Origin of the sequence: Mameliella sp. AT18 (assembly GCF_028807275.1) — a bacterium.
Taxonomy (GTDB): Bacteria; Pseudomonadota; Alphaproteobacteria; order Rhodobacterales; family Rhodobacteraceae; genus Antarctobacter; species Antarctobacter albus.
In genome coordinates, this window is record NZ_JARAMO010000084.1 from 1 (window position 1) to 20,397 (window position 20,397).

A 20,397-nucleotide genomic window follows, 5' to 3' on the forward strand; every position below is an offset into this window, starting at 1 on the left:
TTGCCGCAGCCGGATTCCCCCACGAGGCCCACCGCCTCGCCCGGCCTGACCCGGACCGAGAAATCCATCACCGCCGGAATCTCGCGCAGCCGGGTGAAGAAGGAAATCGAAAGGTCGTCGATCTCTAGGATCGGCCCGTCGTAATCGTCTGTCATGTCACTCTCCCTGTCGGAGGGACCGAGAAACCTCCTTGGTTTCTTCTTGGTCCAAATACACCCGGGGGTCTGGGGGCGGAGCCCCCAGCCTTTCCTTCCATTAATCCCGCAGGGATTCCTCGCGCAGCCCGTCTGCCAGCAGGTTCAATCCCAGAACCAGGCTCAGCAGCGCCAGCGCCGGCGGCAGGGCCGGGTGCAGGTAGATCGAGAGCAGCTTGCGCCCCTCGTTGATCGTCGAGCCCCAGTCCGGGCTTTCCGGCGGCAGTCCAAGCCCGAAGAAACCCAGCGTTCCCAGCAGGATCGTCGTGTAGCCGATGCGCAGGCAGAAATCGACGATCAGCGGCCCGCGCGCGTTGGGCAGGATCTCCCACAGCATGATGTACCAGGGACGCTCGCCCCGGGTCTGCGCCGCGGCGACATAGTCGCGCGTCTTGATGTCCATCGTCAGGCCCCGCACGATGCGGAACACCGTGGGCGAGTTCACGAAGACCACCGAGACGAAGACCACCAGCACACCGCCGGGCACGTCGAAGAAATCGAACGGCCAGAAGGTGATCCGCGAGGCGGTCGGGTCCGGGTTGTTGATCACGGACATGTAGACCAGGAACATCGGGACCAGGATGACTGCCAGCCAGATGTAATCCTTTTGCGGCTGGGTGCGGTAGCGCGAGTGGATCAGCACGCCCGCAAAGATCAGCGGAAAGAGGAACAGCACCACCGCCATGAACTGCGGCAGGCCCGTCGCCACGATTTCCGGTGTCACCAGCAGGTAGAACAGCAGGATGACCGGGAAGGCGAGGATCAGGTTGGCGAAAAAGCTCAGCGCCGTGTCCAGGCGACCGCCGTAGTAACCGGCGGGCAGGCCCAGCGTGATCCCAACCATGAAGGCAAAGAGCGTGGCCAGCGGTGCAATGGCGATCACGATGGTCGACCCCGCCACGACGCGACTGAAGATGTCGCGCGCAAGGTTGTCGCCGCCAAAGAGATACCACTGGAAATCGCCGTCCTCGGCGCCGCGCAGGGGGGTGCCGGGCACCTTGTTCTTCATGCCGGAGACCTGGCTCAGCGGGTCATGCGTGGCGATCATGTCGAAGGCGCCGTAGAAGAATGCCGTGTAGACCCAGAACATCACCAGGCCAAAGCCGATCATCCCGATCATCGAGTCGAAGAGCTTGCCATAGAGACCGAGGCTGCGCTTGAACTGGATCGAGACGACGAAGGTCAGGACCAGGGCGATCCAGACGGGAACGAACTGTCGGCTGATGCCGCCGATGATCCCGGCGCCTGTGCCCATCGCGGCGCCTGCCACGATATAGGCCAGCACCACCAGCAAGAGCGCCAGCCCCAGCCAGGTCACCAGCTTCGCGGACAGGCCCCAGATACCGCCGGTGGCAATGATCGTGCCGTCCGGGTTGGTCTGGATGCCGGTGTCCGGCTCGAAGAAGGAAAGGATGATCTTGGCCACGAGGGCCACCGCGAAAACGGGCACCAGGATGGTCAAGATCGGGTTAAGGACGGGCCCGAGGCCGCCGGTCCATGTCAAGGGATCCATTCTTGCCTCCTCAGGTCACGCTGATCCGCGGGTTCAGGTAGACATAGCCGATGTCGGAGATCAGCTGCGTCACCAGGACCACGAAGACCGAAACCACCGAGATCGCCAGCAGCATCTCGATGTCGTTGTTGCCCGCCGCGCGGACCAGTTCCCAGCCAACACCCTTGTACTGGAACAGGGTCTCGACGATCACGACGCCGTTCAGCAGCCAGGGGAACTGCAGCATGATCACGGTAAAAGGGGCGATCAGCGCGTTGCGTAGGGCGTGTTTCATGACGATGTTGCCGAAACTCACGCCCTTGAGGCGCGCGGTGCGGATGTATTGCGCGGTCATGACCTCGGCCATCGAGGCGCGGGTCATCCTTGCAATGTAGCCCATGCCGTAAAGCGCGATGGTCAGCACCGGCAGAAAGAAGTTCTCGAAGTTCGGGTTTTCCATCGCGCTGGTGGCCGTGCCCTTGAACCACTTCAGGCCCACTGCTGACGAGGTGAAGATCGCGATGAAGAGGACGCCCGAGACGTATTCCGGCGTCGCCGTGGTGGTGATCGAAAAGGTCGACAGCGTACGGTCCAGGGCCGATCCCTCGCGCATCCCGGCCAGCACGCCGACGATCAGGGCCGACGGGATCATCAGCAGCATCACGCAGAGCATCAGGAACCCGGTGTTCCCCATCCGCGTGCCCAGCGCCTCGGTCACCGGGGCCTTGGACACCGTGGACCATCCCCAATGCCCCTGCAGGACGCCGCAGAAGGTCGGAGCCTCTGCCGGATCGCTGCCTGGCAGGATGCAGCGTCCACGCTGGTTCCCGTCCCGGTCGACCCGCGTCCACCCCGGGTAAACACCCAGCCATTCCGCGTAGTTGCGGAAGATGCGGGGATCAAAGCCGGTGTTGACCTGTTCCGAGGCTTCCGCCTGGGTGATGCGGCCCGCGTTCAGATCGGCCAGCAACTGGTCGTCCAGCGGCGACCGATAGCCATTGTTGGACAGCCAGGTGGCGACCTCGATGTCGGTCATCCGGAAGTTGCCTTCGGATTTCGCGAGTTTTTCCAGGTTTGGATAGAGGTTCGTCATCACGAAGACGATGAACGTCAGGCAGAAAGCGGTCATTAGCATGACCCCCACACGCCTGAGGATGAAAAGACCCATTGGTGCCCCCGTTGGTGGCTTTGGACCGGTAGTTCTCCGGCCTCTTTTGGCTGCTGGATCCGCTGGTGTCGCGCGGACCGGGACGAAAATGGGCCGCGCGATCCTCTCGCGCGGCCCGCCTGGGCGTCAGCCGTCAGGCCGTAATGCCGAACTTGTAAAGCTGCGGCAGGTCGGCGATGTGCTTGTCCACACCCACCAGGTTGTCCCGGTGGTGGCGCATCGCGGTCCGCCAGTACGGCTGGATCGTCACGCCTTCTTCGATCATGATCGCCTGCAGCTTGCTCATCACCTCGCGGCGCTTGTCGGCATCGGCGATCGAGTTCGCCTCGGCCAACAGGGCGTCGAATTCGGCGTTGGCAAAGCCGCTCTCGTTCCAGGCCGCGCCCGAGGTATAGGCCAGGGCCAGAACCTGCGTGCCCAGCGGGCGGTGGTTCCAGTTGGTCGACGAGAACGGGTATTTCGTCCAGTCGTTCCAGAAGGTCGACCCGGGCAAGACCGTATGGCGGGCCTTGATGCCGGCATCGTTGAGCTGGGCAACCACGGCGGCCGTGGTGTTGCGGCGCCAGTCGTCGTCGATGGACTGCACTTCGTGCTCGAAGTCCTCCATGCCCGCTTCCTTGATGAGCTCCAGCGCGCGCGCCGGATCATGCGGAATGCGGGTGACGGAGGCATCGTGCTCGGGGTGCATCGGTCCGACGTGGCAGTTGTCGGCGTGGATGCCATACCCTGCCATGCCCAGTTCCAGGCAGACGTTGTTGTCGACCGCCATCGCCAGGGCTTGGCGCACGCGCTTGTCGCCGTAGATTTTGTTGCCGTCTGCATCCTCGGCCAGTTGGTTCGGACGGATGCAGATGGTAAAGCCCGAGGGGATTTCCGAGCGGGTCAGGCCGATGCTGTCGAAGATGTCGACGAATTCGCCGACAGACTCCCAGTTCATGTCGATCTCTTCGGCCTCGAAGGCGGCGATGAAGGCCGCCGGGTCCTGACCGTAGTCGATGAACTCGATCCGGTCGATATAGCCGCCCTTGCCGGCGGCGTAACCCCACCAGTCGTGGTCCTCGTTGCGCACCAGCACGCCCTTGACGCCGACCTCATGGCTTTCCGGCAGCATGAAGCCGGTGCCGATCGGGTTGGCCAGCATGTTGTTGGCATCATGGCTCGAATGCACGATCGCCGCCGGGTAGTCGGCAAAGCCGGGGATGATGGTGATGTCGGGCGCCGAGCAGCGCAGCTTGACTGTGTGGCTGTCGACCACTTCGATGGCGCCATCGGCGGCCTTCTTGGTCTCGGGGTCGATCAGCGAGCCCATACGCGCGGCCATCGAGTTGCCTTCGACCTCGCTTTCGCACCACATCGCGATGTTGCGGGCCACGTCCTCGGCGGTGAAATCGTCCCCGTTGTTCCACTTCACGCCCTGGCGGACGTTCAGGGTGTATTCGGTGGCGTCCTCGTTGGCTTCCCAGCTTGCCAGCAGCATGGGTTCGAACGAACCGTCATTGTTGTACTCGACGAGATACTCCAGCCAGCCCGAGGTGAAAGTCGCGATCTGGGTCCAGTCGTAGGTGCGCGGATCCTTGAGCGCGCGAACCTCCATCTGGTAGCGGATCGTGCCACCCTGCTGGGCATGGGCCGCTGCCTGCGCGGGCTGCTGCAGCCCGCCCAGTGCGTAGGCGGCCGCAGAGGTCAGGCCCAGCGCGGTGGTGCGCGCCATGAACTCGCGGCGGTCCAGAAGGCCCTGCTTGAGCTCCTTGGCGTACATCTTCGCAGCCGGGTGTACCCGCTGCAGGTTGTCCATCGATGTCATATTTTTCTCCCTGTGACTTTTCTATGTTCAGCCGGGGGTCCGGTTGGTCGGTCTTTGTCGTTGGGGGAAGTCCCGTGTTCCCCGGCGTCCTGGCCCCACGCTGCACGTCATTGCGCACGAGAAGGCTTGCCTAGTCAACGCCCGCTATCGTCCTTTTGGAGTCGAAAACCGACATGAGGCTTATTCAAAAGCGACACGGCCCTCAGTGCAAGTCACGACCCCGGGACCCCGAGTCGAAAGCCGCCCGCTCAGGCCCGGACTGCGGGACGCCGGGTTGCGGCCCGCAGGGCCGAGGGCGTTTGGCCCGTATGGCTCTGGATGAAGCGGGTGAAATAGGCCGGCGAGGCAAAGCCAAGGGACCGCGCCACCTCCTTGACCGCGGGAGTCGGGCTTTCCAGGGCCAGGCGCGCGGCGTGTAGCTTGCGCTCGGTCAGGATGTCGGCGGCGGTCTTGCCGCAGCACCCCCGGCAGACCCGACTGAGATGGGTCGGCGTGACGTCCAGTGCCTCGGCGTACTGGCCCATGACCTTGGGGTCGCGGAACTCGCGTGTCACGGATTGGGCATAGCGCCGGACCAGCCGCTGCGCGGCGCTTTCGGGTGGTATGTCCGTGGCGCCGGCCTGCACCTGTCGATGCAGCCAGACGGCGATCAGCCCGACATGCGCGGCCAGCGCCTCTTGCAGCATCGGGCGCTTCTGGCTGTTTTCCCGGTTCATCGCGTCGATGGTGCCGGTCAGTTCCGCCTGTGAGAGGCTGTCGCGTACCCGCAGCAGCAGGGGGGCATGAGGCATGTAGGGGCTGAGCCCCGCCGGACTCTGGACGAACAGTGCCTGAGTCCCTTGCTGCATCTCTATGGAAAACAGCGTGCCAGCGGGCAGGAACAACGCGTTGTTGGTCGAGATGCCGCGGAGGATGCCGTTGACGATGACCCGCCCCTGTCCGCGTGTCACCCAGAGCAGCATATCCTCTGGCCGGTCGTGCAAGAGCGTGAATTTCCAGGGCGCGCCCTGCACCTCCAGCGCGTAGGACCCGCTGCGCACGTCGCCCTTGGAACGCGGCGGCGCGGGTGGCATGGGCTTGTTCAGGAAGCCGGGCCGCGACATCAGGCCAGGTCCCTTGCCGACAGGCTGTGCCAGTGTCCCATGCGAGCGCGGAACCATGTTCTTTGGCGCTTGGCGAATTGCCTGGTGAGGATGGTGGCGCGTTCCCTGGCCGCTGCCAGCGTCATGTCCCCGTCGAGATACGCCATGAGTTCCGCCGCGCCGATGGCCTTGGCCGAGGGGCGGTCGGGGCTCCACCCGGGGCGGTTGGCGCGCGCCTCGTCCAGCGCTCCTGCGTCGATCATCTGGTCAAAGCGGCGCGCGATGCGCGGTGTCAGCCAATCCTTCGGGGCCTCCACGACGAAGGCATTGGCCTGGTCGAGCGGCAGCAGGGGCGGCGGCGTTTCTGCCTGCCAGTCGGCCAACCCGCGTCCGGTGGCGCGCAGCACCTCCCAGGCGCGGGCCACGCGCGCGGGATTGTTGAGGTCGATCCGCGCGGCGGTTCGCTTGTCCAGATCCGCGATCATGGCCTGCAGGCCCCGGTCCGCCAGCATGGCCTCACCTTCGGCCCTGACCTGCGGCGGGGTCGGCGGGATCTCTGCCAGCCCTTCGGTGAGCGCGGTCAGGTACAGCCCAGTGCCGCCGGTGAAGATCGGCCGTTCAGGCCCGTTCAGAAATCTCGCCGCCTCGCGCAGCCATTCGCCGACGCTATACGCATGATCCCCCGGGACATGACCATAGAGAGCGTGCGGCGCGCGGGCCTCGTCCTCGGCCGAGGGGCGTGCGGTCAGTACCCGCCAGTCCGAAAACACCTGGATCGCGTCGGCATTGACGATGATTCCGCCCTGACGTTCGGCAATGGCCAGGGCCAGCGCTGACTTTCCGCTGGCGGTCGGACCGGCGATCAGCACGGGGCGATCCGGCACGCAGGCCGCGAGGCATGCCTCGATTGCCGATTTGTCACGCATTGGGTTGCCTGTCCCGGTCCTGCCCGGCAGTGCCGCTGGGCCATTGCAGCCCGAGCGGTTTTCCGCCACATATGCGCGCGATCATATCCCCGCCACGACGGAGCGCAACATGACCGAAGCCGGCACCCCGCAAACAACTTTCAAACGCGTGATGCTCAAGATTTCGGGGGAGGCGCTCATGGGGGACCAGGGCTTTGGCCTGCACCCGCCGACCGTTCAGCGCATCGCCAAGGAAGTGCAGGCGGTCCAGGAACTGGGCGTCGAGATCTGCATGGTGATCGGGGGCGGCAACATCTTTCGCGGGCTGGCAGGCAGCGCGCAAGGGATGGAGCGGACCACCGCCGATTACATGGGCATGCTGGCCACGGTGATGAACGCGCTGGCGATGCAGTCAGCGCTGGAGGGCTTGGGCGTCTTCACACGGGTCATCAGCGCCATCCGCATGGACGAGGTGGCGGAACCTTACATCCGTCGCCGCGCAGTGCGCCACCTGGAGAAGAAGCGGGTCTGCATCTTTGCCGCCGGCACGGGCAACCCCTATTTCACCACCGATACCGCCGCTGCGCTGCGGGCCAATGAAATGGCCTGCGAGGCGATCATCATGGGCAAGAACGGCACCGACGGTGTCTATGACATGGACCCGCGCCAGCACCCCGAGGCCAAGCGCTATGACGAGGTGACCTTTGACGAGGTCCTGTCGAAGAACCTCAAGGTCATGGACGCCTCTGCCATCGCGCTGGCACGGGACAACAACATGCCGATCATCGTTTTTTCGCTGGATGAGCCGGGCGGCTTTCGCGGCATCCTGGCCGGGCAGGGGACCTGCACCCGGGTGGTCGAGAAACCCTCGGCCCGCCCGGACATCCCGGGTCCGTCGCCGGCCTGAAGGCGCAACAGGGTCTCAATGGCGCGTCGCTGCCTGTTCGCTTTCGGTGCGCGCCACGCCGCTGTGTCGGGGCCTGCGAGGCGGTGCGCCAAATCTTGCGTGGTAGCTGCGGGTGAAGGCCGACGGAGAGGCGAAACCGGCGGCCCTGGCGATTTCCGAGACGGGTAGCGTGGTTTCCGAGACAAGCTGTTCCGCCCGCGCCAACCGCAGGTCCAGGTAGACCTGCGCCGGCGTCCGGTTCAGACCCTTGCGACAGCGCCGGCGCAATTGCTTGGGGCTGAGCCCCAGTTCCGTGGCGACTTTCTCGACGGCGATCGGCGCCTCGATCCGGGCGGCCATGATGGATTGCATCCGTTCCAGCACTGGATCGGCGGTGATCGCCATGCGCTGACAGCGGCCCGCGTCGCGCATACGCCCATGAGCCAGCGCCTCTGCCGTGTCGGCTGCGAGCGCAGGTCCCTGCGCCCGCGCGATCCAGGCCGTCAACGCATCCGCCACCGCCAATCCGCCCGCCGTCGTCAGGCGCTGTCGGTCAAGGGCAAAAGGTGCCCGGCTGAGCGCGATACGTTTGACGTTCTCTGGCAATTCGGCCGGGGCGCTGTCGGGCAGGACGGCCTCTCGACCATCGAGGAACCCCAGGCGGGCAAGGATCGTGCCGCCCGTGTCCAATCCGCCCAGGGTCGCCCCGGCGGCATCCGCCCTTAAAAGAAAGGCACGCAATCCCATCGGCAGTGCGGTCAGGGGCGCCTCACCTGCGCAGAGCAGCACAAGGTCGAACCCCTGCGCCCCGTGCCAGTCCGGCAGCGCGCCGGTCACCTGTGTCCCGTCACGATCGGTCACCGCCGCGCCGTTGACCGTCCGGACCGTCAGAGTGAACAGGCGCTGTTCGGCCTGCGCATTGGCAAGGCGCAGCACTTCGCGCACCAGCGACAGGGCCAGCATCGGGAAACCGGGAAAAAGGATGAGACAGACGTGCATGTCGCGTGTTCCGTAGGGCTGTGCCCCGGTTTCTGCCATGTGCCGGGTTAAGGAAGGGTTTGCCTGCCCGCATCCCTCGGGGCATTTCCTGCACGAAAACGGACCGCGCGTGTATGATGGGGGCCTTGCCGTGGCCATCGGTGCCGGACCCTGGTCAGGGCAACGGTTGCACGCTCTCTGGTCAAGGCCGATTGATCTGCGCTAAAGGTCAGGCTAACCAGTGTTTCCCGAGCACAGCTGCATCAACGAGGGGCCTCCGAATGTCCGAAGACTTCGAACTCGATACCGACGATCTCACGCGCCGCATGGACGGCAGCATGTCCAACCTGCGCACCGAATTCGCCTCGTTGCGGACCGGGCGCGCATCGGCGTCGATGCTGGAGCCGGTGCAGGTTGAGGCCTATGGCCAGATGACGCCGATCAACCAGGTCGGCACCGTCAACGTTCCCGAGCCGCGGATGGTGACGATCAACGTCTGGGACAAGGGGCTTGTGGGCAAGGTGGAAAAGGCGATCCGCGAGTCGGGCCTTGGCATCAACCCGCAGCTGAACGGCACCATCATCATGCTGCCGATCCCCGAGCTGAACGAGGAGCGCCGCAAGGAACTGACCAAGGTGGCCGCGCAATATGCAGAACATGCCCGTGTCGCGATCCGCAACGTGCGCCGCGACGGCATGGACAAGATCAAGAAGGCCAAGGCCGACGGCATGTCCGAGGATGACCAGAAGCTCTGGGAGGCCGAGGTGCAGGATCTGACCGATACCTACATCAAGAAGGTCGACGAGGCGCTGGAGACCAAGCAAGAAGAAATCATGCAGGTTTGACCGCCGCACCTCGCGCAGCGAGGCGAAACCTCCAGTGGAGGTTTCGGGCGGTCAAAGGGCGGAGCCCCGGAAAGACCGCCGCACCTCGCGGGGCCGGGTGCCCGGGTTGACGCGTCCGCGCGTACTACCGAATTTCGGCGGCATCGTCTTGCCTGTGGCCCGCTGTTGCCACAGTGGTGCCTTTTCCATCGCGCAGAACTGGATTAGTCAGCCGCCGATATCTTTGCTTTGGATCGGCCGCCGGGATGATCTATGAATAGGACCGCGCATTTCGCCTTGGAAGGGAATTTGATGGCCAGACCGATGCTCGAGACCCTGGGACCCAGGCATGTGGCCATCATCATGGATGGCAATGGCCGGTGGGCGACCATGCGGGGCCGTCCGCGCCTGTTCGGCCACCATGCCGGCGCCCGCCGCGTGCGCGAGGTGGTCGAGGCCTGCCCGGATTACGGTGTGAAATACCTGACCATCTTTGCCTTCTCGACCGAGAACTGGAAACGCACCCAGGTCGAGGTCGCGGGCCTGATGAGCCTTTTCCGCCGCTACATCATGAAAGAGATGCAGGCCTTCGTGAAGGAAAACGTCCGCGTGCGCTTCATCGGTGATCGGCCCCGGCTGGACGCCAAGCTGCGCGCCCTGATGGACGAGGCCGAGGATTTCACCAAGCATTGCACCGGCGTGAACCTGACCATCGCACTGAACTATGGCGGCCGGGACGAGGTCGCGCGCGCCGCGCAGCGCTTGGCAATGGACGTCAAGGAGGGCAAGCTGGACCCGGCCGAGATCGACGTGGAAACCCTGCCGCGTTACCTCGACACCCATGTTCTGCCCGACCCCGACCTTGTGATCCGAACCAGCGGCGAGGCGCGTATTTCCAACTTCCTTCTCTGGCAGTCGGCCTATGCCGAGTATGAATTTATCGACACGCTCTGGCCGGACTTCACGCCCGAGGAACTGGGCCGTCTCTGCGCCGCCTTTGGCGGGCGCGATCGTCGGTACGGTGCCGTGAAGGCATGAGCAAGCCGCGTTGGGATGACCTGGCGCCGCGGCTGATCTCTGCCGTGGCGATGATTGCCATCGGCGCCACGGCGGTCTGGCTGGGCGGCATGTGGTTCCACCTGCTGATCGCGGTGATCTGCGGCGGCATGGTCTGGGAGCTGGTGCATCTCTGTGATCGCGGGCGGGTGCGCAGCCGGAATATCTTGGCCGCCGCTGCGTTTGTGGTTGCCCTTGTGGCCATCGAACTGCCGCCTGCCTTTGCGTTGCCTCTGCTGATGCTGCCCTCGATGCTGGGCTTTTCGCGGATGGAGCAGGGCGGCGTCACCTACGCGGTCTTTACCGCGCTGATCCTGCTGGCGGGCTATGCCATGATGGATCTGCGCGACGCATTCGGCCTGGTCTGGATGCTCTGGCTGATGGTCGTCGTTGTGGTGACGGATGTTGCGGGCTATTTCGCGGGCCGCACCTTTGGCGGGCCCAAGTTCTGGCCGCGTGTCAGCCCATCCAAGACATGGTCCGGCACGGTTGCGGGCTGGATCGGGGCGGCGGTGGTCGGTCTGGTCTTTGCCGGGCTGACACAGGCGGGCATGGGGCTGATCGGCGTGTCCATCGCGGTCAGCATGGCCTCGCAGATCGGGGACATCGCCGAAAGCGCGATCAAGCGGCGCGCGGGCGTCAAGGACAGCTCGAACCTGCTGCCCGGACACGGCGGATTGCTGGACCGTTTCGACGGGATGCTGGGCGCTGCGGTCTTCATCGTGATCGCAGCGCAGGTCACAGGGTTTCCGGGGGCACTATGACCGTGGGCGACAAGCGCAGGGTTTCGATCTTTGGCGCGACCGGGTCGATCGGGCAGAACACCATCGACCTGATCGCGCGCGACCGGGACGCGTATGAGGTCGTCGCGCTGACAGGCGGGGCCAATGTCGCCCAACTGGCGCGCGATGCGCGGATGCTGGGGGCGCAGGTCGCCGTGACCGCCCATGAGGACCGGCTGGAGGACCTGCGCGCGGCGCTTGCCGGGTCCGATGTCCAAGCGGCGGCAGGACGGTCTGCCCTGATCGAGGCGGCCACACGGCCCGCCGACTGGGTCATGTCCGCCATCGTCGGCGCTGCCGGGCTGGAACCGGGGCTGCGGGCGCTGGAACAGGGGGCGACGCTGGCGCTGGCCAACAAGGAAAGCATGGTCTGCGCCGGGCCGTTGATGCTGCGCAAGGCGCAGGAAAACGGGGCGCAGCTGCTGCCGGTGGACAGCGAACATTCCGCGGTTTTCCAGGCCCTGATCGGCGAGGACCTGAGCGCTGTCGAACGTGTCATCATAACCGCCTCGGGCGGTGCGTTTCGCGACTGGCCGCTCGAAGACCTGGACAAGGCCACGCCGCAGCAGGCGGCCACGCATCCCAACTGGGCGATGGGGCAACGGATCACCATCGACAGCGCCTCGATGTTCAACAAGGCGTTGGAACTGATTGAAACGCGGGAGTTTTTCGGCCTCGATCCCGAGAAGATCGAAACCGTCGTGCACCCGGAATCCATGATCCACGCACTTGTCGGGTTCAACGACGGGGCGCTGATGGCCCATGTCGGACCGCCGGACATGCGTCATGCCATCGGCTTTGCGCTCAACCATCCGGCGCGTAAGACGCTGCCCGTGGAGCGGCTGGACCTGGTCAAGCTGGGGCAACTGACTTTCCGCGCGCCTTGCGAGACGCGCTGGCCCGCGCTGCGGCTGGCGCGCGAGGTGATGCAGGCCGGGGGGCTCATGGGCGCGGTCTTTAACGCCGCCAAGGAAACCGCGCTGGACGGGTTCATTGAGGGGCGCATTCCCTTCACCCGCATGGCGGGCGTTGTCGAAGAGGTGCTCACCCGGCTTTCGTCCCAGGCGGGTCACAATGCTGCCGGTATTACTCTTGATAAGGTCAGCGAGGCAGACCATCTCGCACGGGCAGAGGCCCTTGCGGTCATGCAAGACGAAACTTGGCAAGACTAGACATTGAGTGGAGTGGCAGTTTGGACCTGACGACCCTGATCCCGCAATTTGGCGGCGCGTTGTGGACCGTGATCTTTTTCGTGGTCGCGCTGTCGGTGATCATCGCGGTACATGAATACGGCCATTTCATCGTCGGCAAGAAGACGGGCATCTTTCCGGAGGTCTTCAGCCTGGGCTTCGGCCCGGTGCTCTGGTCGCGGGTCGACCGGGATGGCACCAAGTGGCAACTGGCGGCGATTCCCTTTGGTGGCTACGTCAAGTTCCGGGGCGATGCCAACGCCTCGGGCGGGGTCGATGCCGAGGCGATCGAGGGGCTGGACGAGGCCGAGATGCGCAGCACCATGTCCGGCGCACCGCTCTGGGCGCGGGCAGCCACGGTGGCCGCCGGTCCGGTTTTCAACTTTGTCCTCTCCATCGCGATCTTCGCCGGGGTCCTGATGTTCCGGGGCGAGGTCATGGAACCGTTGACCGTGGGCGAGCTGCGGCCGCTGCCCGCCCAGCAGGAATTGCAGCCCGGTGACACGATCCTTGCCATTGCGGGGGCACCTCTGCCCGATGCCGCCGATGGCACGATGAGCGCCTATTTCGGCGCGCTGCCGCAGGAAGAGCAGCTTGACTACACCGTGCTGCGCGACGGGCGCGAGATGATCGTCAGCGGCCCCTATACCTATCCGCCGCTGGCCACCCAGATCGCGCCGCGGTCTGCCGCCAGCGATGCGGGCCTTCGGGCAGGGGACGTGATCACCGAGGTCGATGGCACGCCGATCTACGCCTTTGCCGAGCTGAAAGAACGGGTCGAAGGCTCTGACGGGGCGACGCTGCAGCTAACGGTCTGGCGGGATGGCGAGATCCTGGACAAGGAGATGACCCCGCGCCGGGTGGACGAACCGCAGCCTGACGGCGGATTCCAGACCTTTTACCGTATCGGGATCGTGGGCGGCGTCGCCTTTGAACCGGCGACTGAATCGGCAGGTTTCGGCAGCGCGCTGACGGGTGGCGTGGCACAGGTCGGCCGGATCATCGAAGGGTCGCTCTCGGGGTTGTGGCACATGGCCACTGGCGCGATCAGCACCTGCAACCTGTCGGGCCCCATCGGCATCGCCGAGACCAGCGGCGACATGGCAAGCCAGGGCACAACGAACTTTATCTGGTTCATCGCCGTGCTCAGCACCGCCGTGGGCCTGCTGAACCTCTTCCCGGTGCCGGTGCTGGACGGCGGTCACCTGGTGTTCTTCGCCTACGAGGCCGTCACGGGGCGTCCGCCCAGCGACCGCGCGCTCAAGGTGCTGATGTCGATCGGCCTGACGCTGGTGCTGGGCCTGATGGTCTTTGCCCTGTCGAACGACCTGTTCTGCCCCTGACGGCGCGGGCCTGACACAATCTTGGCAGGCGTCTGCCCAACTCCTGCCTGAATCACCCGGTAGTGCTGTGCCTGCACACGCAACCGAGGACCGATTCCATGACCGCGATCCAAGCCGGATACAGAAGCATGAGCCTGCTGGTCACCATAAACTGGGACCGCTTGCTGTATATCTGCACCATCGTCTTCGCCTTGTTTTTCGGGGGCTGGCTGGGGTCCGTCCTGCACTAGTCGCTGACAGGCGACAGTTCCTCAAATTCGCGACCCCGAGCTTTTGACAAGTACGGGCATTCCCGATACTCACGACTCCGGGATGTCAAAGTGGATTGCGAAAATGGCAAAGGTCATTTCCGCGCGTAAAGCGCCGGGTTTTGCTAGGGGTTATCAGGTTGCCAACGCGACTCGGGCTGTGTGCCTGAGTTTCGCCGTGGCAATGGGGGCCGGGGTCGCCACGATCCCACAGGTCGCCTACGCCCAGAGCTATGTTTTCAACTCGGTCAACATCGAGGGCAACCGCCGGGTCGAACCCGGCACGATCCTCTCCTATGCCGGAATCGCACGCGGCCAGCGGGTTTCCGCCGCCGAACTCAACGACGCCTACCAGCGCATCCTCGGCTCCGGTCTGTTCGAGACCGTTGAGATCGTCCCTCAGGGATCGCGCCTGACCATCCGCGTTGTCGAATATCCCACGATCAACCGCATCACATTCGAGGGCAACCGCCGCATCAAGGACGAGGACCTGGCACAGGCGATCCAGTCGCAGTCGCGCCGCGTCTTCAGCCCCCGCGTGGCAGAGGCCGACGCCCTTGCGGTCAGCCGCGCCTACGAGGTGCAGGGCCGCCTTGCCGCCCGTGTCACGCCCAAGGTCATCCGCCGCAGCGACAACCGTGTCGACCTGGTGTTCGAGGTCTTCGAGGGCGGTGTCGCCGAGGTTGAGCGCATCGGGTTCGTGGGCAACGGAAAGTACTCCGACCGTCGCCTGCGCCGCGTGCTCGAGACCAAGCAGGCCGGCCTGCTGCGAGCCGTGATCCGCAAGGACACCTTCATCGAGGACCGCCTGGAATTCGACCAGCAGCTGCTGCGAGACTTCTACGCGTCGCGCGGCTACGTCGATTTCCGTATCACCGGCGTGAACGCCGAGCTGAGCCAGGAACGCGATGCCTATTTCGTGACGATCAACGTCGAGGAAGGCCAGCAGTTCAAGTTCGGCGAAGTGACTGTCACATCGGACCTGTCCGACGTCGATGCCGAGCTGTTCAGCAGCAAGGTGCGCCTGCGCAAGGGCAAGGTCTATTCGCCGTCCCTGGTCGAGAACGAGATCGCGCGGCTTGAAAAGCTGGCGGTGAACCTGGGTCTCAACTTCGTCCGGGTCGAGCCGCGGGTCACCCGCAACGATCGCGACCTGTCGCTGGATGTCGATTTCCGCCTGGTGCGCGGCGAACGCATCTTCATCGAACGCATCGACATCGAGGGCAACACGACGACGCTGGATCGTGTGATCCGCCGCCAGTTCGAGGTGGTCGAGGGTGATCCGTTCAACCCGCGTGCAATCCGCGAAAGCGCGGAACGCATCCGTGCGCTCGGTTTCTTCAACAAGGCCGATGTCGAGGCCCGCGAAGGCTCCAGCCCGCAACAGGTGGTCGTCGATGTCGATGTCGAGGAAAAACCCACTGGCTCGATCAGTTTCGGCGGGTCCTATTCCACCCAGAATGGTTTTGGCGCGGCCTTCAGCTTCTCCGAGCGGAACTTCCTTGGCCGCGGCCAGTCGTTCAGCTTCCGGATCAACACCGCTGCGGACACACAGCAATACGGCCTGCGGTTCGTCGAGCCGGGGCTCTTTGGCCGCGATCTCTCGCTGGGCTTCACCTTTGCCTACACCGAGACCGACAACGACAACGCGGTGTTCGACACGACAACCGGCGTGTTCCAGCCGTTCCTGGAGTTCCCCGTGGCGGAACAGGCTCGCCTGCAGCTGCGCTATTCGCTGGACTATGGCGAAATCACCAGCGTGGACACCGGTGTCGGCGGCATCGTGACCGCCGAAGCTGCCGAGGGTGAACGCTACGACAGCTCGCTGGGCTACACCTACATCTTCGACACCCAGCGCAAGGGGCTTGATCCGAATACCCGCTACCGGTTCGAGTTCGGACAGGATTTTGCCGGGCTGGGCGGCGACACGACCTTCGTCAAGACCAGCGCCAAGGCGATCGCACAGACGATGGTCTGGAACGAGGAAGTCACCCTGCGGGCGACGCTGGAAGGCGGGGCGCTGAACTATACCAAGGGCGACAGCCGTGTGACCGACCGTTTCCTGCTGGGACCGGACATCATGCGCGGGTTCAGCTCGGGCGGGATCGGGCCGCGTGAAATCGGTCCGGGCGGGGTCGACGACTCCCTCGGCGGCAACTTCTACGCCGTGGCCCGTTTCGAGGCGGAATTCCCGCTGGGTCTGCCCGAGGAATACGGCATCACCGGTGGTCTCTTCTACGACATCGGCTCGGTCTGGGGGCTTAGTGATGCGACCAAGAACAAGGTCGGCGCAGGCAATACCGTCGTCTCCACAGGGTTTGACGCGCGGCACGTGGTAGGCTTCTCGATCTTCTGGAAGAGCGCGATCGGCCCGCTGCGCCTGAACTTCACCGAGGCGCTGCAGAAGTCCAAGTGGGACGAGCCGCAGAACTTCAACCTGACGATCTCGACTCAGTTCTGAGGCAGGCGTGCGTCCGGCCGTCCGTCTTGTCGTCCTGCTGCTGGCACTTTGGGGGGCCGCGGCAGGCGCTCAGGGGCAGGGCAGTCCCTTCGTGTCCGGGATGCCCCAGACCCCGATCCTGGTGATCGACTTTGAACGGGTCTTTGCCGAAAGCGCCTTTGGCCGCCGGGTAAATGAAGAGATCGAACAGCAGGGCCGGACGATTGCCGCGGAAAACCGCAAGATCGAAGCCGAGCTGATCGAAGAAGAGCGTGAGCTGACCGACCTTCGTCCCACTCTAGCGCCGGATGAATTTCGCGCTCTGGCTGATGCCTTCGACGAAAAAGTCCAGCGCCTGCGGGACGAGCAGGATGCCAAGGCGCGGGCGCTTGGCACCCGCACCGAGGAGGCGCGGCGCCGGTTTCTGACCGTCGCCCAGCCGGTGCTCGAAGGGTTGCTGCGCGAGGCCGGGGCGATGCTGATCCTTGAGCGCCGCACGGTTTTTGTCGCCGCCGATGCCATCGACGTGACCGATCGGGCCATTGCCCTGATCGACGTTCAGATCGGGGATGGCACACCCGCGGTTCCCGACCCCGTGCCTGTCCCTGATCCCGCCCCGGATTCCGCGCCGGACCCGGAAACGCCAGAGCCGCCCTCGGGGCAGGATTGACGGCGTGCTTGCCCCCGACCGCCGCCGTTGCTAGGGGTGCGCCAAAACAAGAAAGGCCGCCAGTCATGACCGACACGCTTCTGAGCGCGGATATCCAGCTGATCCAGCGTATCCTGCCGCACCGTTACCCCTTTCTTCTGGTTGACCGGGTCGAGGAGATCGACGGCACGCAGTCGGCCCTGGGGATCAAGAACGTCACCATGAACGAGCCGCATTTCCAGGGCCATTTCCCCGGTCTGCCGATCATGCCGGGCGTCACCATCGTCGAGGCGATGGCCCAGACCGCCGCCGTCATGGTGGGCACTGCGCTGGACATGGCCGACAAGGAGATGAAGGTTTATTTCATGTCCATCGACAAGTGCAAGTTCCGCCGCAAGGTGGTGCCGGGCGACCAGCTCAAGATGCGCCTGACCACGCTGCGCGGCAAGCCCGGCGGCAAGGTCTGGAAATTCGGCGGCGTGGCCGAGGTCGAGGGGGAGATGGCCGCTGAGGCAGAATTCACCGCGATGATGGACCTGCCGTCTTGACCGAAACCATGATCCATCCCTCCGCCGTGGTCGAAGAGGGCGCGGTGATCGGGCAGGGGTGCCGGATCGGACCGTTCTGTCATGTCGGCTCCGAGGTGATCCTGCATGACCGGGTCGAACTGAAAAGCCACGTGGTTGCGACCGGCGCGACCGAGATCGGCGAAGAGACCCTGGTCTTTCCCTTTTCCGTCATCGGCGAGATCCCGCAGGATCTCAAGTTCCGGGGCGAGAAGACCCGGCTGGTGATCGGCGCCCGCAACCGCATTCGCGAACATGTCACCATGAACACCGGCACCGAGGGTGGTGGCGGTGTGACCCGGGTGGGCGATGACGGGCTGTTCATGGCCGGCTGTCACGTGGCCCATGACGCGCAGGTGGGCGACCGGGTGATCCTGGTCAACAACGCCGCGCTGGCCGGGCATTGCGTGATCGAGGACGATGTGATCATCGGTGGCTTGTCCGGCGTGCATCAATGGGTGCGCATCGGGCGTGGCGCGATCATCGGCGCCGTGACGATGGTGACCAACGACGTGATCCCCTATGGCCTCGTGCAGGGGCCGCGCGGCAAGCTTGACGGTCTGAACCTGGTCGGGCTGAAACGGCGCGGGGTCAAGCGTTCGGACATCACCGCGTTGCGGGCGGCGTTTCAAATGCTGGCACAGGGCGAGGGCGCCTTTCAGGATCGCGCCCGCCGCCTGGGGGACGAGACCCAGAGCGAATATGTCCGCGAGATCGTCGCCTTCGTTCTCGGCGACAGCGATCGCAGCTTCCTGACACCGGGCTGAGCGGGCCATGCTGGCGCTGATTGCCGGGCGCGGGGCCTTGCCCGCCGCCGTGGCCGGCGCCGCCGGCGAACAGGTCGTGATCTGCGGCCTGGCGCATTGTCCGCCGGACCAGGTAGCGGCGGAACATCTCTTTGCCATCGAACGGTTGGGGGATTTTCTGGCCTGGCTCAAGCGGCGCGGCGTGTCGCGGGTCTGCATGTGCGGTTCCGTGGACCGGCCCGATGTAGCTGTGTCACGGATCGGGTTGCGGACTCTGCCTCTGTTGCCGAGGGTCCTGCGGGCCTTGCGGCGGGGAGATGACGGGGCGCTGCGCATTGCCATCGACATCCTTGAAAGTGCCGGATTCCGGGTGCTGGCCGCGCATGAACTGGCGCCGTCCCTGTTGCCGCCGTCCGGTGTTCCCACAACCGTTCAACCGGGTGACGCGGCCGATGTGGCGGCGCGACTGGGGGACCGGATCTCGGTGGATCAGGCGCGGCGCGACCTTGGGCAGGCTTGCGTCGTCAAGGAGGGCGCCGTCATCGCCCGTGAGGATGATAGCGGCACGGATGCCATGTTGCAGGGGCTTGGCCCCGAGGCGCGGGGGGGCGTTCTCTACAAGGCGCAGAAACCGGGGCAGGAGCGGCGCGCCGATTTGCCGGTGATCGGCCTGCAGACGGCCGATGGTGCCGTGGCGGCAGGGCTGTCCGGGATCGTGATCGAAGCCGATGGTGTCATGGTGCTGGACCTGCCGCAGGTGCTGGAACGGCTGGAGGCCGCTGGCCTGTTCCTCTGGGTGCGTGAAAGGGAAACATGATGCGGGTGTTCATCACAGCAGGAGAGCCGTCCGGCGACCGGTTGGGCGCCGCGCTCATGGCGGGGCTCAAGGAACTGGTGCCGGATGTGAGCTTTCGCGGGATCGGGGGGCCGTTGATGCAGGCGCAGGGCCTCGACAGCCTGTTCCCGATGGATGAGATCAGCATCATGGGCATCACCGAGATCCTGCGCGAATACCGCGCGCTCAAGGGGCGTATCCGTCAGACCGCCGATGCGGTTGTGGAGGAACAGCCTGACGTTCTGATCACGGTGGACCTGCCGGAGTTTTCCCTGCGCGTGGCGCGGTTGGTCAAGGCTGTGTCCGATGTGCGGGTCGTGCATTACGTGGCTCCGACAGTCTGGGCCTGGCGGCCCAAGCGCGCGCAGAAGATGGCAGCGCATGTGGACCAGGTGCTGGCGCTCTTGCCGTTTGAGCCGCCCTACATGGAGGCCGCCGGGATCGCCTGCGATTTCGTTGGCCATCCGGTGGTGATGGAACCGCAGGCCAGCGAGGCGGAGGCCGCGGCCTTTCGAGAAAGGCACGGTATCAAGGGCGAAATGGCCCTGGTTCTGCCCGGTTCGCGCCGGTCCGAGGTGGGCCGGCTCATGCCGGTCTTTGCCCAGGCGGCACGCGCGCTGTTGGCGGCGCGTCCGGGTCTGCGGCTGGTGATCCCGGCGGCGGGTCCGGTGGCCGGGGCCGTGCGCGAGGCGATTTCCGACTGGCCTGGCGATCCGCTGGTGATCGACCCGTCTGACGACCCCGGCGGTGACGAAAAACGCGCGGCCTTTCGCGCTGCGGACGTGGCGCTGGCGGCTTCGGGGACTGTCTCGCTGGAACTGGCGGCGGCGGGCACACCGATGGTCATCGCCTACGACATGAGTTGGCTCAGCCGCCAGATCATCGGGCGGATGCTGCGCGTCGACAGCGTGACGCTGGTCAATCTGGTGGCGGAAAGCCGGACCGTGCCGGAATTCATCGGTGCGAAATGCCAGCCTGGCCCGATTGCCGAGGCGGTCGGGAAGGTCCTGGAGGCCCCCGGGGCGCAGATCGAGGCGATGGATCTGACAATGGAGCGCCTTGGCCGGGGCGGTGAACGGCCCGGCCTGCGGGCCGCGCGCGCGGTTCTGGACCGCCTGCACGACGGCAAGACGCTGAACTGAGCCCCGAGGCTTTGACAAAAAAAAGGGCCGGAAACCTGCGTTTCCGGCCCTTTCTCTTGTTGTCGAT

The 20,397-nt window shown here is 65.1% G+C and carries 19 protein-coding genes and 1 pseudogene; 13 read left to right on the forward strand and 7 right to left on the reverse strand.

The window, feature by feature from the left end; all coding sequences use genetic code 11:
• The 6 genes and pseudogenes from PVW46_RS11620 to miaA form a co-directional block, all read right to left on the reverse strand.
• Window positions 1-212, reverse strand: a pseudogene (locus PVW46_RS11620) (hypothetical protein); the annotation flags it as partial.
• 43 nt (window positions 213-255) lie between these two features.
• Window positions 256-1,707 (reverse strand): ABC transporter permease, encoded by a 1,452-nt coding sequence (locus PVW46_RS11625; RefSeq protein ID WP_069211393.1) that lies wholly within the window; start codon window positions 1,705-1,707, stop codon window positions 256-258.
• A gap of 10 nt (window positions 1,708-1,717) precedes the next feature.
• Window positions 1,718-2,854 (reverse strand): ABC transporter permease, encoded by a 1,137-nt coding sequence (locus PVW46_RS11630; RefSeq protein ID WP_069211392.1) that lies wholly within the window; start codon window positions 2,852-2,854, stop codon window positions 1,718-1,720.
• Window positions 2,855-2,987: 133 nt separating this feature from the next.
• On the reverse strand, window positions 2,988-4,658 hold the full coding sequence (locus tag PVW46_RS11635; RefSeq protein ID WP_043139313.1) for an ABC transporter substrate-binding protein: 1,671 nt from the start codon (window positions 4,656-4,658) through the stop codon (window positions 2,988-2,990).
• A 248-nt stretch (window positions 4,659-4,906) separates the two neighbouring features.
• Window positions 4,907-5,761: a helix-turn-helix transcriptional regulator gene (locus PVW46_RS11640; RefSeq protein WP_083242499.1), complete on the reverse strand. Its 855-nt coding sequence runs from the start codon at window positions 5,759-5,761 to the stop codon at window positions 4,907-4,909.
• A complete protein-coding gene (gene miaA, locus PVW46_RS11645; protein WP_069211390.1) occupies window positions 5,761-6,666 on the reverse strand; it encodes a tRNA (adenosine(37)-N6)-dimethylallyltransferase MiaA in 906 nt (301 codons plus the stop codon). The genes PVW46_RS11640 and miaA overlap by 1 nt, the downstream gene beginning before the upstream one ends.
• A 109-nt stretch (window positions 6,667-6,775) precedes the next feature.
• Between miaA and pyrH the strand changes: the two genes are divergently transcribed.
• Window positions 6,776-7,552: a UMP kinase gene (gene pyrH / locus PVW46_RS11650; RefSeq protein WP_052244349.1), complete on the forward strand. Its 777-nt coding sequence runs from the start codon at window positions 6,776-6,778 to the stop codon at window positions 7,550-7,552.
• A gap of 15 nt (window positions 7,553-7,567) precedes the next feature.
• Here pyrH and PVW46_RS11655 read toward each other — a convergent pair whose 3' ends face one another.
• Window positions 7,568-8,569: a GlxA family transcriptional regulator gene (locus PVW46_RS11655; RefSeq protein ID WP_274576019.1), complete on the reverse strand. Its 1,002-nt coding sequence runs from the start codon at window positions 8,567-8,569 to the stop codon at window positions 7,568-7,570.
• A gap of 221 nt (window positions 8,570-8,790) precedes the next feature.
• Between PVW46_RS11655 and frr the strand changes: the two genes are divergently transcribed.
• From frr to lpxB, 12 genes are all read left to right on the forward strand, one after another.
• Window positions 8,791-9,354, forward strand: coding sequence for a ribosome recycling factor (gene frr / locus PVW46_RS11660; RefSeq protein ID WP_043139310.1), 564 nt, complete (start codon window positions 8,791-8,793; stop codon window positions 9,352-9,354).
• 291 nt (window positions 9,355-9,645) lie between these two features.
• On the forward strand, window positions 9,646-10,371 hold the full coding sequence (uppS, locus tag PVW46_RS11665; RefSeq protein ID WP_043139307.1) for a polyprenyl diphosphate synthase: 726 nt from the start codon (window positions 9,646-9,648) through the stop codon (window positions 10,369-10,371).
• Window positions 10,368-11,153, forward strand: coding sequence for a phosphatidate cytidylyltransferase (locus PVW46_RS11670; RefSeq protein WP_069211388.1), 786 nt, complete (start codon window positions 10,368-10,370; stop codon window positions 11,151-11,153). The genes uppS and PVW46_RS11670 overlap by 4 nt, the downstream gene beginning before the upstream one ends.
• Complete coding sequence (dxr, locus tag PVW46_RS11675) at window positions 11,150-12,343, forward strand: 1-deoxy-D-xylulose-5-phosphate reductoisomerase (RefSeq protein ID WP_069211387.1); 1,194 nt, start codon at window positions 11,150-11,152, stop codon at window positions 12,341-12,343. The genes PVW46_RS11670 and dxr overlap by 4 nt, the downstream gene beginning before the upstream one ends.
• 20 nt (window positions 12,344-12,363) lie before the next feature.
• Window positions 12,364-13,704 carry an RIP metalloprotease RseP gene (gene rseP / locus PVW46_RS11680; RefSeq protein ID WP_069211386.1) on the forward strand — a complete coding sequence of 447 codons (1,341 nt, stop codon included), beginning with the start codon at window positions 12,364-12,366 and terminating at the stop codon, window positions 13,702-13,704.
• 98 nt (window positions 13,705-13,802) lie between these two features.
• Window positions 13,803-13,934 carry a hypothetical protein gene (locus PVW46_RS11685; RefSeq protein ID WP_255564378.1) on the forward strand — a complete coding sequence of 44 codons (132 nt, stop codon included), beginning with the start codon at window positions 13,803-13,805 and terminating at the stop codon, window positions 13,932-13,934.
• 103 nt (window positions 13,935-14,037) lie between these two features.
• A complete protein-coding gene (gene bamA / locus PVW46_RS11690) occupies window positions 14,038-16,413 on the forward strand; it encodes an outer membrane protein assembly factor BamA (protein WP_069086675.1) in 2,376 nt (791 codons plus the stop codon).
• A gap of 7 nt (window positions 16,414-16,420) precedes the next feature.
• A complete protein-coding gene (locus PVW46_RS11695; protein ID WP_043139296.1) occupies window positions 16,421-17,062 on the forward strand; it encodes an OmpH/Skp family outer membrane protein in 642 nt (213 codons plus the stop codon).
• 65 nt (window positions 17,063-17,127) lie between these two features.
• A complete protein-coding gene (fabZ, locus tag PVW46_RS11700; protein ID WP_043139294.1) occupies window positions 17,128-17,589 on the forward strand; it encodes a 3-hydroxyacyl-ACP dehydratase FabZ in 462 nt (153 codons plus the stop codon).
• 8 nt (window positions 17,590-17,597) lie between these two features.
• Window positions 17,598-18,374, forward strand: coding sequence for an acyl-ACP--UDP-N-acetylglucosamine O-acyltransferase (lpxA, locus tag PVW46_RS11705; protein ID WP_069211517.1), 777 nt, complete (start codon window positions 17,598-17,600; stop codon window positions 18,372-18,374).
• A 7-nt stretch (window positions 18,375-18,381) separates the two neighbouring features.
• Complete coding sequence (locus tag PVW46_RS11710) at window positions 18,382-19,170, forward strand: LpxI family protein (protein WP_043139291.1); 789 nt, start codon at window positions 18,382-18,384, stop codon at window positions 19,168-19,170.
• Window positions 19,170-20,330 carry a lipid-A-disaccharide synthase gene (gene lpxB, locus PVW46_RS11715; RefSeq protein ID WP_069211385.1) on the forward strand — a complete coding sequence of 387 codons (1,161 nt, stop codon included), beginning with the start codon at window positions 19,170-19,172 and terminating at the stop codon, window positions 20,328-20,330. The genes PVW46_RS11710 and lpxB overlap by 1 nt, the downstream gene beginning before the upstream one ends.
• The last annotated feature ends 67 nt before the right edge of the window (window positions 20,331-20,397 follow it).

Coding starts and splice junctions, on each gene's coding strand:
- lpxA (WP_069211517.1), top strand. CDS start 17,598: ATGATCCATCCCTCCGCCGTGGTCGAAGAGGGCGCGGTGATCGGGCAG.
- PVW46_RS11630 (WP_069211392.1), bottom strand. CDS start 2,854: ATGGGTCTTTTCATCCTCAGGCGTGTGGGGGTCATGCTAATGACCGCT.
- lpxB (WP_069211385.1), top strand. CDS start 19,170: ATGCGGGTGTTCATCACAGCAGGAGAGCCGTCCGGCGACCGGTTGGGC.
- PVW46_RS11625 (WP_069211393.1), bottom strand. CDS start 1,707: ATGGATCCCTTGACATGGACCGGCGGCCTCGGGCCCGTCCTTAACCCG.
- PVW46_RS11710 (WP_043139291.1), top strand. CDS start 18,382: ATGCTGGCGCTGATTGCCGGGCGCGGGGCCTTGCCCGCCGCCGTGGCC.
- PVW46_RS11685 (WP_255564378.1), top strand. CDS start 13,803: ATGACCGCGATCCAAGCCGGATACAGAAGCATGAGCCTGCTGGTCACC.
- PVW46_RS11640 (WP_083242499.1), bottom strand. CDS start 5,761: ATGTCGCGGCCCGGCTTCCTGAACAAGCCCATGCCACCCGCGCCGCCG.
- PVW46_RS11635 (WP_043139313.1), bottom strand. CDS start 4,658: ATGACATCGATGGACAACCTGCAGCGGGTACACCCGGCTGCGAAGATG.
- pyrH (WP_052244349.1), top strand. CDS start 6,776: ATGACCGAAGCCGGCACCCCGCAAACAACTTTCAAACGCGTGATGCTC.
- fabZ (WP_043139294.1), top strand. CDS start 17,128: ATGACCGACACGCTTCTGAGCGCGGATATCCAGCTGATCCAGCGTATC.
- frr (WP_043139310.1), top strand. CDS start 8,791: ATGTCCGAAGACTTCGAACTCGATACCGACGATCTCACGCGCCGCATG.
- uppS (WP_043139307.1), top strand. CDS start 9,646: ATGGCCAGACCGATGCTCGAGACCCTGGGACCCAGGCATGTGGCCATC.
- dxr (WP_069211387.1), top strand. CDS start 11,150: ATGACCGTGGGCGACAAGCGCAGGGTTTCGATCTTTGGCGCGACCGGG.
- PVW46_RS11670 (WP_069211388.1), top strand. CDS start 10,368: ATGAGCAAGCCGCGTTGGGATGACCTGGCGCCGCGGCTGATCTCTGCC.
- PVW46_RS11655 (WP_274576019.1), bottom strand. CDS start 8,569: ATGGCAGAAACCGGGGCACAGCCCTACGGAACACGCGACATGCACGTC.
- bamA (WP_069086675.1), top strand. CDS start 14,038: ATGGCAAAGGTCATTTCCGCGCGTAAAGCGCCGGGTTTTGCTAGGGGT.
- miaA (WP_069211390.1), bottom strand. CDS start 6,666: ATGCGTGACAAATCGGCAATCGAGGCATGCCTCGCGGCCTGCGTGCCG.